We start from the raw sequence: 13,308 nt of genomic DNA, 5'->3' as shown, positions 1-13,308 counted from the left end.
ACCTTCAGAGTGCCGCTTTGAACAGCGCCGTCAGATTGGCCTCGGTCAGCGTCACCGGGTTGCCGCCACAGCTTGGGTCGGTCAGCGCATCGCGCACGAGGTCGGGAATCGCCGCCTCGGTCACACCGAGATCACGCAGGCTGCGCGGAATCCCGAGACTGTCGTTGAAGTCCTGCACAAAGGCGCGGAAGCCATCGTAGCCGCCGGTGATGCCGAGATATCCCGCCGCCCGGTCGAACCGGTCGCGGATCACGTCGGCGTTCAGGTCCAGCACTGCTGGCATACAGACCGCATTGGTGGTGCCGTGATGGGTGTTGAAATGCGCGCCAATCGGATGGCTCATGGCGTGGATCGCGCCCAGACCCTTTTGAAACGCGGTGGCCCCCATCGCGGCCGCACTCATCATCTGCGCGCGCGCTTCGATATCCGTGCCATCGGCATAGGCGCGCGGCAGGTAGTCGATCACAAGGCGCATGCCCTCAAGGGCTATGCCCTGCGACATCGGGTGGTAATGGGGCGAGGAAAACGCCTCGACGCAATGGGCAAAGGCGTCAAGCCCGGTGCCAGCGGTGATGAATTTCGGCATGCCGACGGTCAGTTCGGGATCGCAGATCACGACCGTGGGCAGGAATTTGGGGTGAAAGATGATCTTTTTCGCATGGGTTACGGAATTGGTGATCACGCTGGCGCGCCCCACTTCCGAGCCGGTTCCGGCGGTGGTGGGCACGGCGATGATCGGCGCGATGGCATCCGCATCGGCGCGTGTCCACCAATCGCCCACATCCTCGAAATCCCACACGGGCCGTGTCTGCCCTGCCATGAAGGCCACGCATTTACCCAGATCAAGACCCGAGCCACCGCCAAAGGCGATCACCCCGTCATGCCCGCCTGCCTGATAGGCGGCAACACCGGCGGCAAGGTTGATCTCATTGGGGTTGGGATCAACTTCGGAAAACATCGCCCGGCCAAGGCCTGCGGCCTCGAGGATATCGAGCGCCCCCGCCGTGACGGGCAGGCCCGCCAGCCCCTTGTCCGTGACAAGAAGCGGGCGCTTGATCCCGGCCTGTGCGCAGGCGGCGGGCAGTTCAGCAATCCGGCCAGCGCCGAATTTGATCGCGGTCGGATAGGACCAGTTGGCAGTCAGGGTCATTTCGTCACCTTCTTGAGATGGTAGGATTTGGGGCGCGTGAGGTTGTGATAGCCGATCACCGACAGACCACCGCCGCGCCCGGTGTTCTTGCAGCCGGTCCAGCAGAGGCCGGGATCGAGGTAATCGGCGCGGTTGAGGAAAACCGTGCCGGTCTCGATGCGGTCGCCCACCGCCTGCGCGCGGTCGACATCGGCGGTCCAGAGGCTGGCGGTTAGGCCGAATTCGCTGTCATTCATCAGCGCAATCGCCTCTTCGTCCGAGGACACCGGCATGATGCCCACCACGGGGCCAAAACTTTCGTCGCGCATGACGCGCATCTTGTGGCTGACATTGGTCAGGATTTGGGGCGTCAGATACGCGGCACCGTCGTCCTCGGGCATCGTGGCGATATGCGCCTTTGCCCCCATCTCCAGCGCTTCGGCCACCTGTGCGCGCACCTCTGCAGCAAAGCGCACATTGGCCATTGGCCCGATAGTGGTTTCAGCGTTCATCGGGTTGCCCAGTTTGTAGGAATTCACCAGCGCCACGGATTTCTCGACAAAGGCATCGAACAGGCTCTGATGCACATAAATCCGCTCGATCCCGCAACAGCATTGACCCGAATTGAACATCGCCCCGTCGATCAGCGTCTCGACGGCGGCGTCAAGATCGGCGTCTTCCATCACATAACCGGGGTCTTTGCCGCCCAGTTCCAGCCCAAGCCCCGTAAAGGTGCCCGCCGCCGCGCGCTCCATCGTGCGCCCGCCGCCCACCGAGCCGGTGAAGTTGATGAAATTGAACGCTCCGCCCGCAATCAGCGCCGATGTGGTGTCATGATCCAGAAACACGTTTTGGAACACATCCTCCGGCACGCCCGCAGCATGAAACGCACGTGCCATGCGTTCGCCCACCAAAAGCGTTTGCGTGGCGTGTTTCAGCACCACGGTATTGCCCGCGATGAGCGCGGGCGCCACGGTGTTGATCGCGGTCATATAGGGGTAATTCCATGGGGCCACGACGAAAACCACCCCATGCGGCACGCGCTTGATATAGCGCAGAAACGTGGCATCCTCGCCCACCGCGATATCTGCCAGCGCGCTCTCGGCAATCGTTGCCATATGGCTTGCACGCTCGTTGAAGCCGCGGAATTCGCCGCCATAGCGCACCGGGCGGCCCATCATATGCGCCAGTTCCGGCACGATTTCGTCGTTCATCGCGCCCACGGCGGCGACACCGGCCATCACCAGATCAATACGCTCTTGCAGGGGGCGCGCGGCCCATGCCGCCTGTGCTGCCCGCGCGCGGGCCGCCACCGCTTGCGCCGCCTCCAGCGTCAGGACGGGGCGCTCGGCATAGACCGTTCCGTCAATGGGAGAGATACATTTCAACATTTGCATGATCGCATCCTTGATCGCGGGCATGGTGCCCGTCCTTTTGTCGTTCCAAAAATACTCAAATCCGCGCGTGCGGCGCTCAGGCCCGCTCGAATCCGCGCGCCACCTCGTAATCCGTGACCACGCGGTCGAAATCCTCGATCTCAACCTCAGCGGCACGGGCATAGTGATCTACGACCTCGTCGCCAAAGGTTTCGCGCAGAAATTGAGACTGCTTGAGGGTGTGATAGGCATCGCGCAGCGTTTCCGGGATGCGCCCCGTCTGGCCGCTATAGGCATCGCCCGTCGCGGGCGGGGCCAATTCCAGCTTGTCCTCGATGCCCTTGATCCCTGCTGCAAGCATCGCCGCCATGGCGAGATAGGGGTTGAGATCCGATCCGCCCACGCGGCATTCGACGCGCACCGCCTTGGACCCCTCGCCACAGAGGCGAAAGCCCGCAGTGCGATTGTCCACCGACCACAAGATGCGGGTGGGGGCAAAGGTGCCCTTTTGGAACCGCTTGTAGCTGTTGATATAGGGGGCGAGAAAATAGGTGTAGTCGGGCGCGTATTTCAGCAGGCCCGCCATGTAATGCTTCATCAGTTGCGACATCCCAAGGCTGTCTTGGGGATCAAAGAACGCGGGTTTTCCATCCTGCCACAGCGATTGATGCACATGGCTAGAAGATCCCACGCGCCGGTGATCCCATTTCGGCAAGAAGCTGGCGGCATGCCCCTGCTGCCATGCAATTTCCTTGATCGCATGTTTGGCGATGGTGTGGTAATCGGCCGTATCAAGAGCGGGGGCATATTTGATGTTGAGTTCCTCCTGCCCTGCCTCCGCCTCGCCTTTGGTGTTTTCGATGGGCAGACCGGCGGCATAGAGATGATTGCGGATGGGCCGCATCACATGCTCTTCCTTGGTGGTCTGGAAGATATTGTAATCCTCGTTATAGCCCGAGAGCGGCGTCAACTCGCGATAGCCGGATTTGCGGATGTCGTCATAGCTTTTCTCAAACAGGAAGAATTCCAGTTCCGTCGCCATCATCGCGTCAAAGCCCATGGCATCGAGCCGCGCCATTTGCCCCTTGAGCATGGCGCGGGGGCTGTGCGGGACCGGTGCATGGGTGTGGTGATCCAAGACATCGCAGAGCACCATCACCGTGCCTTCGAGCCACGGCATCGGGCGCAGCGTGCTCAGGTCGGGTTTCATCACATAGTCGCCATAGCCACGTTCCCAGCTTGTGGCGGCAAAGCCTTCGGGTGTGGTCATTTCCAGATCGGTGGCCAGCAGGTAGTTGCAGCAATGGGTCTCTTCCCACGCGCTGTTGACGAAATGGCCAGCGTGAAAGCGTTTGCCCATAAGGCGGCCCTGCATGTCCACAAGGCACACAAGCACGGTATCCACCTTGCCCGCCGCGACCTCTGCCTTGAGGGTTTCGAATGTCAGCCCCATGATGTGCTCCGTCTTTCCGTATCTGAACGTCTTTAATGGTTTCGGGTTGCGGGTAAAAGCGCCCCCCGGTCTGATGCCGGGGGGCGGTGTTATCAGGTATAGCGATAGGGCCGACCGGCCTTTTGCATGTCGGCGTTATACTTCTTGAAGATTTCGACAACCTTGGCCTTGGTCGGGCTTTCGGCGGCGATTTCATCCCAGAACACAAGGGCTGCATCCTCGACTTGCTGCCATTCGGCATCGGGAATCGTGGTCAGCTTCATCTTGTCCCCATTGACGCGCAGGCTGGCTTCGCCGCCCCAATACCACCACTGACGATAGTAATGCGACTGGTCACAGCAGACCCGGAACAGGGTTTGCAGATCCTCGGGCAGTTCGTTCCAGCGGTCCATATTGGCAAAGAACGACCCGGCCCAAGCGCCCGAGATGTTGTTGGTCAGGAAATAGTCGGTCACATCGGCCCAGCCCACCGTGTAATCTTCGGTGATCCCCGACCATGCGATTCCGTCCAACTCGCCGGTCTGCACCGCAACCTCGATGTCTTCCCACGGTAGGGTTACGGGGACGACGCCGAACTGCGTCAGGAACCGCCCTGCCGTCGGGAAGGTAAAGACGCGCTTGCCTTCCAGATCCTTGAGGCTGTTGATCGGCTCTTTGGTGGCGAAATGGCAGGGGTCCCATGCGCCCGCGCTGATATGCTTGACGCCGACCTTGGAATACTCCTCATCCCAGATTTCATTCAGCCCGTATTGGTTGAAAAGTACGGGCACATCCAGGCTGTAGCGGCTCGCAAAGGGGAAGTAGCCGCCAAAGACCGTCACTTCCGTTGGGCTTGCCATGCTGTCATCGTCGGACTGTACCGCATCAATCGTACCGCGTTGCATGGCGCGGAACAACTCGCCTGTCGGCACCAGCTGATCGGCAAAGAAAAGCTCGATCTGCATCCGGTCGCCTGCGATCTTGTTGAACATGTCGATGGCGGGTTTCACCACATGCTCGGCCAGCGCGGCCCCGGCATAGGTCTGCATCCGCCAAGTGATCTTGGATTGCGCCAACGCGGGTGTGGCGAGCGGAGCGGCCAGCGCGCCCGCTCCAGCAGCGGTCAGAAACTTGCGTCTTGTGGTCATCGTCTTCTCTCCTTGTTGTGAAATCCGGCCCCTGTCCAGGGCTCTTCTCGGGGTTATTTTCCGTAAACATACTCTGGCAGCCAGAGGGCGATTTGCGGGAACACCATCACCAGAACCAGCGCCAGCACCATCACGCCGACAAATGGCACAATCGAGCGATAGATGTCGCGCAGGCTGATTTCCGGTGGTGCCATGGCCCGCATGAGAAAGAGGTTATAGCCAAAGGGCGGCGTCATGTAGGCAATTTGCGTGGTGATTGTATAAAGCACGCCATACCAGATCAAATCAAAGCCAAGCGCGCCCACCAGCGGCACGTAAAGCGGTGCGACAATCACCAGCATCGCGGTGTCATCCAAAAACGTGCCCATCAAGATGAACGAGAGTTGCATCAGGATCAGGATCATCCACGGGCTGAGATTCAATTGCTCGGTAAAGAGATATTCAATCGCCTTGACCGCGCCCAATCCGTCGAACACCGCGCCAAAGCCCAAGGCGGCCAGAATGATCCACATGAACATGCACGAAATCGCCAGCGTGTTGCGCACCGAGGTCTCGAACACCTCTCGCGTCATCCGTCGCTTGAGCACCGCCGCCACAAAGGCTGCCATCGCGCCAATTGCCGAGCTTTCCACAAGGCTTGTCCAACCTTTCACAAAGGGGATCATCATCGTGGCAAAGATCACCAGTGGCAGCAGGCCCGCGCGCAACAACCGCAGCTTTTCCGCCAAGGGCACGTTGCGCTCTTCCTCTGGCAGCACCGGACCAAGCTCGGGCTGAATCCGGCAGCGCACATAGATGTAGATGATGAACATCGTGGCCATCATCAGCCCCGGCAGAACCCCCGCCAGCCACAATTGCCCCACCGGTTGCCGTGCGATCATTGCATAAAGCACCAGCACCACCGACGGCGGCACAAGGATGCCAAGGGACGATCCCGCCTGAATGACCCCCGTCACCATGATCTTGTCATAGCCGCGCCGCAACAGCTCTGGCAGGGCTATGGTGGCCCCAATCGCCATGCCCGCCACGGATAGGCCGTTCATCGCGGAAATCAGCACCATCAAGCCAATCGTACCAATCGCCAGACCGCCCCGTACCGGCCCCATCCAGACATGGAACATCTTGTAGAGATCATCTGCGATCTTGGATTCCGACAGAACGTAGCCCATGAAAATGAACATCGGCAGCGTCAGCAGCGGATACCACTTCATCAGCTTCATCGCGCTGGCAAAGGGCACATCCACCCCGCCCACACCCCAGAGCAGCATCGCCGCCGCCGCGCCCACAAATCCGATGGCGCCAAATACCCGCTGCCCGGTCATGAGCATCAGCATCATCGAAGAAAACATCAGGAGGGCGATCATTTCATAGGGCATCAGACCGCCTCGCCTTTTAGCCTAAGGATGTCGCGGCAAAGCTCTGCAAGTGCCTGCAACAGCATCAGGAATACGCCAAGGCACAGAACGGCCTTGATCGGCCAGATCAGAGGCCGCCACGCGGTCGAAGACCGTTCCATAAAGCCGAACATCTCGCCCGCCGCCGTTGGCCCTTGGGTCACGAGCGTCTTGAACACCTGCCAGAACCACGAAAACGGCTCTGTCCCGAAATACCCCAGCGAATAGGCGGTAGAGCCTACAGCGCCGTAGAGCAGCACCCCCAGATAAAACAGCAGGAAGAAGACCGTAAAGGCATCCACGCACGCCTTTGTGCGGACGGACCAAGCCCCGTAAAACAGGTCCATGCGCACATTGCTGCCCAGTTGGATCGAATAGGGCCCGCCCAGAACGTAATAGGCAACCATCACGAATTGCGCGGTTTCCAGCGTCCAGAGTGAGGGGTTGAAGAATGTCTTGGACACCGACGACCACAGCAGCACGCCGATCAGCACGAAAATCAGATACATCGCGACCCGCCCGATAAAGCGGTTCATGGCGTCAATGGCGCGAATATAGGCCCAAACGATCCTAGGCATGGGCGCCCCCTTTGACGGTCTCGCCAAGGACGTTCAACGCCGGACGCAGCAGGGTCAAAACCTCATTCGCGAGGTGGGCTTGGCTTTCCGCACCTTGCAACAGGTCATTTCGGATTTCGATCATCACATTGGGCAGATCATGCGCCAGCCCGTGCAGTTGTAGCGAATGGGTGACGCCATCCTCTGGCCCATAGGGATCATTGCGGCGGATCACGCGGTGGGGCAGGCGGTGCGCTTCAGCCAGCATGGCATCGGCCAGGCGCGTGTCACTGTCATGCAAAATGCCGATCTCGCAGTCACGCTGCGCTCCGAACCATACTGGCGAAAAGCTGTGGATGGTAACCAGCGCTGTCGCCAGCCCAGCCGTTTTGCGTGCGCAGATTACTTGGCGAACCGCGCTGCAAAACGGCGTATAGACCTGCGCCACCCGTTGGGCGCGTTCCGCAGCGCTCAGCCCACGATTGCCCGGCACCTCGATTACCTCAGAGCGGTCTGGCATCGCACTTGTCGCCTCGGGCGGGCGGTTGCAATCATAGACGAGGCGCGACACGGTGGCGGCCACCATTGGTGAGCAAAGCGCCTCCGCCAGCTGTATCGCGACCGCGCGTGCGCCGGGATCCCAGGCCGCATGGCTGCTGCGCGCCTCTGCACTCAGCCCAAGCCCGCCATACTGCGCGGGGATGACATTCGAGGCATGCTCGCACAGGATCAGAAGCGGGCCATTGGCCTGCGCACCGATCACCTCGACCACGTCAGAATCATCCCAGTTCAGATTGCGTGTCATGCGCCCCCCTGCGGCATTTGTAAAAATGTTTCCACATGGGGAAATTTGTGTCAATATATTTCCAGAAGGCTTTGTCGGATTGCCATCCGGCCTGCCTGTTTCGACAGCACCCGTTCAGGAGCCGCGATGTGACCAAGCCCCCGCCAACCGTGCGCGACCTGATCCGCGCGCATTACAGCGCTCTCACTCAATCCGAACGCAAGTTCGCGCAGGCGCTGTTGGACAGCTATCCGGCGGCGGGTCTGGCCTCGATCACGATCGTCGCGGCGAATGCGGGCGTGTCAACACCCACCATTGCCCGCATGGTGCAGAAGCTGGGGTTCAAAGGCTATCCGCAATTCCATCAGGCGCTGCTTCGAGAGTTGGAGGCCAAGGTATCCGGTCCAACCCAACGCCGCGCCAATTGGGCGTCAGAGGCGCCCGCCACCCATTCGCTGAACCGATTTGCGCAGGCGGTCACGCAGAACATCGAACAAACCTTTGCCAATATCGACAGCGCCCGGTTCGATGCGGCGGCGCGCCTTTTGGCCGATACCGACGGGCGGCTCTATCTGGTTGGCGGACGTATCACGCGGGCGCTGGCCGATTACGCCTTTACCCATTTTCAGGCCGTGCGCGGACGGGTCACGCACATGACCTCGTCCTCCGCCACATGGCCGCATTACGTGCTGGATATGGCCAAGGGCGATACCCTTTTGATGTTCGACATCCGCCGCTATGAAACCAGCCTGGTGCGGCTGGCCGAGATTGCCACGGCGCGCGGTGTCCGCGTGGTGCTGATCACCGATCAATGGATGAGCCCGATTTCAGATCTGGCCACCCATACCTTTAACTGCTGGGTCGAAATCCCCTCGGCTTGGGATTCCAATATCTCGACCATGATGCTCCTTGAGGCGTTGATTGCCGCCGTGCAAGAAGAACGCTGGCCCGCCACCCGCGAGCGATATGAAGAGCTGGATGCCCTGTTTAACGCGACCCGGTTGTTTCAGAAATAAGCACGCCCTTGCCAGCGATAAGATGGGTGATCTGCACCGCCGCCTGCGCCACTGCCGCACCAAACTCTGAAATCTGGGCATCACGAAAACGGCTGCTGGGGCCAGAGATCGACACGCCGGCACATGGCTCTCCACGATCGTTGAAAATCGCGGCACCGATGCAGGACATGCCGTCATATCTCTCGTTGCGATCAAACGACCAGCCGCGCGTGCGGGTCTCGGCCAGATCATCAAAAAGGGCACGCGGCGTGATCAATGTCTCTTCGGTGAATCCCTTGAGGCCCGCGCCCTTGAGAAGCGCCATCAGTCGATCCTCGGGCAGGGCTGCCAAAATCGCCTTGCCGGTTCCCGAGGCATGCATTGGCGTGCGCGATCCGGGGGGAAAGAAGGCGCGGATCGGATTTTGCGTCTCGACCTGACCGATGAAAACCACCTCTGCCCCATCCGGTACTGCCAGATTGGCGGTCTCGCCGGTCTGTTCCATCAAGCGCCGCATCACCGGGCGGCCCGCATCCGCCAGATTGGTCCGCTTGAGATAGGCAACCCCTGTGCGATAGGCTTCGATCCCGATGGTCCAATCCTGCCGCTCTTCGTCGAACCGCACAAAATCGCGCTTTTGCAGGGTCGTCAGAATGCGATGCGTCGTGGCGGTGGGAATGCCGAGGCTGAGCGAAAGATCCGTCAAGTTCACCCCTTCTTGCCGTGCCACGGCGGTCAGCACGGACAGCGCCCGGTCTAACGCCTGCATGGTGCCGGCGCTGCTATCGGCGAATTGCGATTTCGGGCGGCCGCGCGCGCGTTTGGTCTGGGTCATGGTGGCGATTCCCTTGCTAGAGGTCTTGGTGGGCAATTGTATGCAGAATAAAAAATATTTTCATGTTATTCTTTGAATTAGATATGGAAAAATGAAAATCAAATAAAATCATGCATTTGGATATTTAATTAATAAAATGAAAATGCTTTTCAAGAAAATTGCAAAGCGACGCGCCTCACGTCATATTACCGCTATCTCAGAGGAGGATGGTGCAATGTCAGATCAAAACCCGGTTTTCATCCCCGGCCCCACGAATATCCCCGACCGGCTGCGTCGTGCCATGCAGGTGCAGACACAGGATCACCGCTCGCCCGCGTTCGTTAATACGCTCGCCCCGGTTCTTAAGGGCTGCAAGACCGTCTTTGGCACTGCCAAGGGCGAGATCATCACATTCCCCGCCTCCGGCACCGGCGGTTGGGAAGCGGCAATCACCAACACCCTCAGCCCCGGCGACAAGGTTCTGGTGGCGCGGTATGGCATGTTCAGCCACCGTTGGATCGACATGTGCCAACGTCATGGGTTGGATGTTCAGATCATCGAATGCCCATGGGGCAGCGGCGCGCCTGCCGACCGTTTCCAAGAGGCGCTGAGCGCCGACAAGGATCACCGCATCAAGGCCGTTCTCGTCACCCATAACGAGACCGCGACCGGCGTCCGCTCTGATATCGCTGCCGTTCGTGGCGCGATGAAGGCGTCCAATCATCCGGCGCTTTTGATGGTCGATTGCGTCAGCTCGCTGGGCTCGATGCCCTTCGAGATGGATACATGGGGCGTTGATATCGCGGTCTCGGGTTCGCAAAAAGGCTTCATGCTCAACACCGGCATGGCGATCCTTGCGGTCAGCCCCAAGGCGCTGGCAATGATGGAAACCGCGAAATTGCCGCGCACGTTTTTCGATTTCCGTGATATGATGGGCGCAAATGCCAAGGGCGGCTTTCCGTATACCCCGCCGCTGCAGCTGATCTACGGCATGGCCGAGAGCCTGAACATGCTGTTCGAGGAAGGGCTGGACAATGTCTATGCCCGTCACACCCGGATTGCCGAAGGCGTGCGCCGTGCGGTTGCTGCTTGGGGCTTGAAACTGGTGGCACAGACGCCAGATCTGTACTCTGACACTGTCAGCGCGGTTTTCGTGCCCGAAGGCTTTGACAGCAACCGTCTGACAGAGCGTGTGTTTGGCACTTATGGCATGAGCTTTGGTGTGGGTTTGGGCGAGATGAATGGCCGCGCTTTCCGCATCGGCCATCTCGGGAGCCTGACCGAGTCGATGATGCTTTCTGGTCTGGCGACGCTTGAAATGGCCATGGCGGATCTGAATTACCCCGTTAAAATGGGGTCTGGCGTGATCGCTGCGCAGGAATACTATCGCGCAACCGCCAAGCCTGTTTTGGCCGAAAAGGCCGCGTGAAAGGAAGACTAAATGCTGGATCAACATAGTCCGAGCGACCTCACGATCGACGACGTGCGCGCCGCGCATGAGCGGATCAAACCCTATATCCACCGCACCCCGGTGCTGACCTCGTCTTATCTCAACGATCTGACCGGGGCAGAGCTGTTCTTCAAATGCGAGAACTTCCAAAAGGCGGGGGCTTTCAAGGTGCGCGGTGCCTCGAACGCGGTCTTTGGCCTCAGCGATGAAATGGCCAAGATGGGCGTGGCAACCCATAGCTCCGGCAATCACGCACTGTCGCTCAGCTATGCTGCTGGGCGCCGGGGCATCCCGTGTCATGTGGTCATGCCCCGCACCGCCCCGCAGGCGAAAAAAGACGCGGTGCGCGGTTATGGCGGCATCATCACCGAATGCGAACCCTCGACCAGCAGCCGCGAAGAAGTGTTCGCCAAGGTGCAGGCAGAGACAGGTGCAGAATTCGTGCATCCCTACAATGACCTGCGCGTCATCACCGGGCAGGCCACCTGTTCGCTGGAATTGCTTGATCAGGTTGACGCGCTTGATGCCGTGATCGCGCCTATCGGTGGCGGCGGCATGGTGTCGGGCACATGCCTTACGCTGTCGAACCTCGCGCCGCATGTCGAAATCTACGCAGCCGAGCCAGAGCAGGCGGATGACGCCTATCGCAGCTTCAAGGCGGGTCACATCATCGCCGATGACGCCCCAAACACCGTCGCGGATGGCCTCAAAGTGCCGCTCAAAGAGAATACGTGGCATTTCGTAAGCCATAATGTCACCGACATCCTGACCGCCAGCGAAGAGGAAATCGTCGAGGCGATGAAGCTCACGTGGAAGCGGATGAAGATCGTGATCGAGGCAAGCTGTGCTGTGCCCCTTGCCACCATCCTCAAAAACCGCGAGGTTTTTGCGGGCAAGCGCGTAGGGGTGATCATCACGGGTGGCAACGTCGATCTCGATACGCTGCCTTGGATCAAGTGACCAATTCCCTTCGGCGCGCGATCCTCGCGCGCCGCAACTGAACAACCCGAATTCTGGGAGGATATCCGATGAAAGACACGATCAATCTCGACGCCTACGAAGTGGGCTATGACATCCCCGCCCTGCCGGGCATGGACGAGGCCGACATCCAGACCCCTTGCCTTGTTCTTGATCTCGATGCGTTAGAGCGCAACATCAAGAAGATGGGCGATTGGGCACGTGATCATGGCATGCGTCACCGCGTTCATGGCAAGATGCACAAATCCGTTGATGTGGCGCTCCTTCAAGAAAGCCTTGGTGGTGCCTGCGGTGTGTGCTGTCAAAAGGTCAGCGAAGCCGAAGTGTTTGCCCGTGGCGGCATCAAAGACGTGCTGGTGTCGAACCAAGTGCGTGACCCCGCCAAGATCGACCGTCTGGCGCGCATGCCGAAACTGGGCGCGCGGACCATCTGCTGCGTCGATGATCTTACCAATGTGGCGGACCTGTCGGCCGCTGCGCAAAAGCACGGCACCCAGATCGAATGTCTGGTGGAAATCGACTGTGGCGCAGGCCGCTGTGGTGTGACGACCACCCCTGCCGTGGTGGAAATCGCCAAGGCAATTGATGCGGCGCCGGGCCTCAAGTTCGCGGGCATTCAAGCCTATCAAGGCGCGATGCAGCACATGGACAAATACGAAGACCGCAAGGCCAAGATCGACCTTGCTGTGGCGCAGGTCAAGGATGCTGTCGACACGCTCAAGGCCGAAGGGCTGGAGTGCGACATCGTCGGCGGCGGCGGCACCGGCAGCTATTATTTCGAAGGCAACTCGGGCGTGTATAACGAGCTTCAGTGCGGCTCTTACGCGTTCATGGATGCTGACTATGGCCGTATCCTTGATAAGGACGGCAAGCGTATCGACCAAGGCGAATGGGAAAACGCACTGTTTATCCTGACCTCTGTCATGAGCCACGCCAAGGCCGACAAAGCCATCGTGGATGCGGGCCTCAAGGCGCAGTCGGTCGACTCTGGCCTGCCGGTGATCTTTGGGCGCACGGATGTGCAATATGTCAAATGCTCGGACGAGCATGGCGTTGTTGCCGACCCCGATGGCGTGCTCAAGGTGAATGAGAAACTGCGCCTTGTGCCGGGTCACTGCGATCCGACCTGCAACGTGCATGATTGGTATGTCGGCGTGCGGAACGGTAAGGTCGAAACCGTGTGGCCGGTATCGGCACGCGGCCGGGCCTACTAAGGGCTGGCAGGATGAATACCCACAAAGAAGTGGCCGC

At 59.8% G+C, this 13,308-nt stretch carries 12 protein-coding genes; 4 read left to right on the top strand and 8 right to left on the bottom strand.

All coding sequences use genetic code 11. From position 1 onward, the window contains the following. Positions 1-4: 4 nt before the first annotated feature. The 7 genes from GC127_RS07575 to GC127_RS07545 all read right to left on the bottom strand — a co-directional run bounded on the left by GC127_RS07575 (position 5) and on the right by GC127_RS07545 (position 7,841). Entirely contained in the window at positions 5-1,150 is a 1,146-nt protein-coding gene (locus GC127_RS07575; protein WP_151977370.1) for an iron-containing alcohol dehydrogenase, read from the bottom strand. Beyond that, on the bottom strand, positions 1,147-2,529 hold the full coding sequence (locus GC127_RS07570) for an aldehyde dehydrogenase family protein (protein WP_151979666.1): 1,383 nt from the start codon (positions 2,527-2,529) through the stop codon (positions 1,147-1,149). Before GC127_RS07570 ends, GC127_RS07575 begins: the two co-directional genes overlap by 4 nt. 73 nt (positions 2,530-2,602) lie before the next feature. Then, complete coding sequence (locus GC127_RS07565; RefSeq protein ID WP_151977368.1) at positions 2,603-3,958, bottom strand: glutamine synthetase family protein; 1,356 nt, start codon at positions 3,956-3,958, stop codon at positions 2,603-2,605. Positions 3,959-4,050: 92 nt separating this feature from the next. After that, the gene (locus GC127_RS07560; protein ID WP_008279766.1) at positions 4,051-5,085 is read right to left on the bottom strand and encodes a TRAP transporter substrate-binding protein; all 1,035 of its coding nucleotides are present in this window, start codon (positions 5,083-5,085) and stop codon (positions 4,051-4,053) included. A 53-nt stretch (positions 5,086-5,138) separates the two neighbouring features. Continuing rightward, positions 5,139-6,461 carry a TRAP transporter large permease subunit gene (locus GC127_RS07555; protein ID WP_008279765.1) on the bottom strand — a complete coding sequence of 441 codons (1,323 nt, stop codon included), beginning with the start codon at positions 6,459-6,461 and terminating at the stop codon, positions 5,139-5,141. Continuing rightward, positions 6,461-7,057, bottom strand: a complete 597-nt coding sequence (locus GC127_RS07550) for a TRAP transporter small permease subunit (RefSeq protein ID WP_151977366.1) — start codon at positions 7,055-7,057, stop codon at positions 6,461-6,463. Before GC127_RS07550 ends, GC127_RS07555 begins: the two co-directional genes overlap by 1 nt. Continuing rightward, entirely contained in the window at positions 7,050-7,841 is a 792-nt protein-coding gene (locus tag GC127_RS07545; RefSeq protein WP_151977364.1) for an N-formylglutamate amidohydrolase, read from the bottom strand. The genes GC127_RS07550 and GC127_RS07545 overlap by 8 nt, the downstream gene beginning before the upstream one ends. Positions 7,842-7,969: 128 nt before the next feature. On the opposite strand from GC127_RS07545, the gene GC127_RS07540 reads away from it, so the two are divergent. After that, on the top strand, positions 7,970-8,836 hold the full coding sequence (locus GC127_RS07540) for a MurR/RpiR family transcriptional regulator (RefSeq protein ID WP_151977362.1): 867 nt from the start codon (positions 7,970-7,972) through the stop codon (positions 8,834-8,836). Here the strand turns inward: GC127_RS07540 and bhcR are convergent. Further along, entirely contained in the window at positions 8,808-9,650 is an 843-nt protein-coding gene (bhcR, locus tag GC127_RS07535) for an HTH-type transcriptional regulator BhcR (protein ID WP_008279761.1), read from the bottom strand. The genes GC127_RS07540 and bhcR overlap by 29 nt on opposite strands. 214 nt (positions 9,651-9,864) lie before the next feature. Between bhcR and bhcA the strand changes: the two genes are divergently transcribed. The 3 genes from bhcA to bhcC all read left to right on the top strand — a co-directional run bounded on the left by bhcA (position 9,865) and on the right by bhcC (position 13,271). Beyond that, positions 9,865-11,058 carry an L-aspartate--glyoxylate aminotransferase BhcA gene (bhcA, locus tag GC127_RS07530; RefSeq protein ID WP_151977360.1) on the top strand — a complete coding sequence of 398 codons (1,194 nt, stop codon included), beginning with the start codon at positions 9,865-9,867 and terminating at the stop codon, positions 11,056-11,058. 12 nt (positions 11,059-11,070) lie between these two features. After that, positions 11,071-12,039 (top strand): beta-hydroxyaspartate dehydratase BhcB, encoded by a 969-nt coding sequence (gene bhcB, locus GC127_RS07525; RefSeq protein WP_151977358.1) that lies wholly within the window; start codon positions 11,071-11,073, stop codon positions 12,037-12,039. Between the two features lie 68 nt (positions 12,040-12,107). Next, positions 12,108-13,271 (top strand): 3-hydroxy-D-aspartate aldolase BhcC, encoded by a 1,164-nt coding sequence (gene bhcC / locus GC127_RS07520; protein WP_008279757.1) that lies wholly within the window; start codon positions 12,108-12,110, stop codon positions 13,269-13,271. The last annotated feature ends 37 nt before the right edge of the window (positions 13,272-13,308 follow it).

The organism is Roseovarius sp. EC-HK134, assembly GCF_902498815.1.
GTDB classification, from domain to species: domain Bacteria; phylum Pseudomonadota; class Alphaproteobacteria; order Rhodobacterales; family Rhodobacteraceae; genus Roseovarius; species Roseovarius mucosus_A.
Note: the sequence above shows the minus strand (reverse complement) of the source record. Positions and strands in the feature narration are given on the sequence as shown.

Excerpts from the sequence above, each read along its gene's own strand:
- GC127_RS07555 (WP_008279765.1), bottom strand. The coding sequence starts at position 6,461 with ATGCCCTATGAAATGATCGCCCTCCTGATGTTTTCTTCGATGATGCTG.
- GC127_RS07575 (WP_151977370.1), bottom strand. The coding sequence starts at position 1,150 with ATGACCCTGACTGCCAACTGGTCCTATCCGACCGCGATCAAATTCGGC.
- GC127_RS07565 (WP_151977368.1), bottom strand. The coding sequence starts at position 3,958 with ATGGGGCTGACATTCGAAACCCTCAAGGCAGAGGTCGCGGCGGGCAAG.
- bhcC (WP_008279757.1), top strand. The coding sequence starts at position 12,108 with ATGAAAGACACGATCAATCTCGACGCCTACGAAGTGGGCTATGACATC.
- bhcB (WP_151977358.1), top strand. The coding sequence starts at position 11,071 with ATGCTGGATCAACATAGTCCGAGCGACCTCACGATCGACGACGTGCGC.
- bhcR (WP_008279761.1), bottom strand. The coding sequence starts at position 9,650 with ATGACCCAGACCAAACGCGCGCGCGGCCGCCCGAAATCGCAATTCGCC.
- GC127_RS07560 (WP_008279766.1), bottom strand. The coding sequence starts at position 5,085 with ATGACCACAAGACGCAAGTTTCTGACCGCTGCTGGAGCGGGCGCGCTG.
- GC127_RS07545 (WP_151977364.1), bottom strand. The coding sequence starts at position 7,841 with ATGACACGCAATCTGAACTGGGATGATTCTGACGTGGTCGAGGTGATC.
- GC127_RS07550 (WP_151977366.1), bottom strand. The coding sequence starts at position 7,057 with ATGCCTAGGATCGTTTGGGCCTATATTCGCGCCATTGACGCCATGAAC.
- bhcA (WP_151977360.1), top strand. The coding sequence starts at position 9,865 with ATGTCAGATCAAAACCCGGTTTTCATCCCCGGCCCCACGAATATCCCC.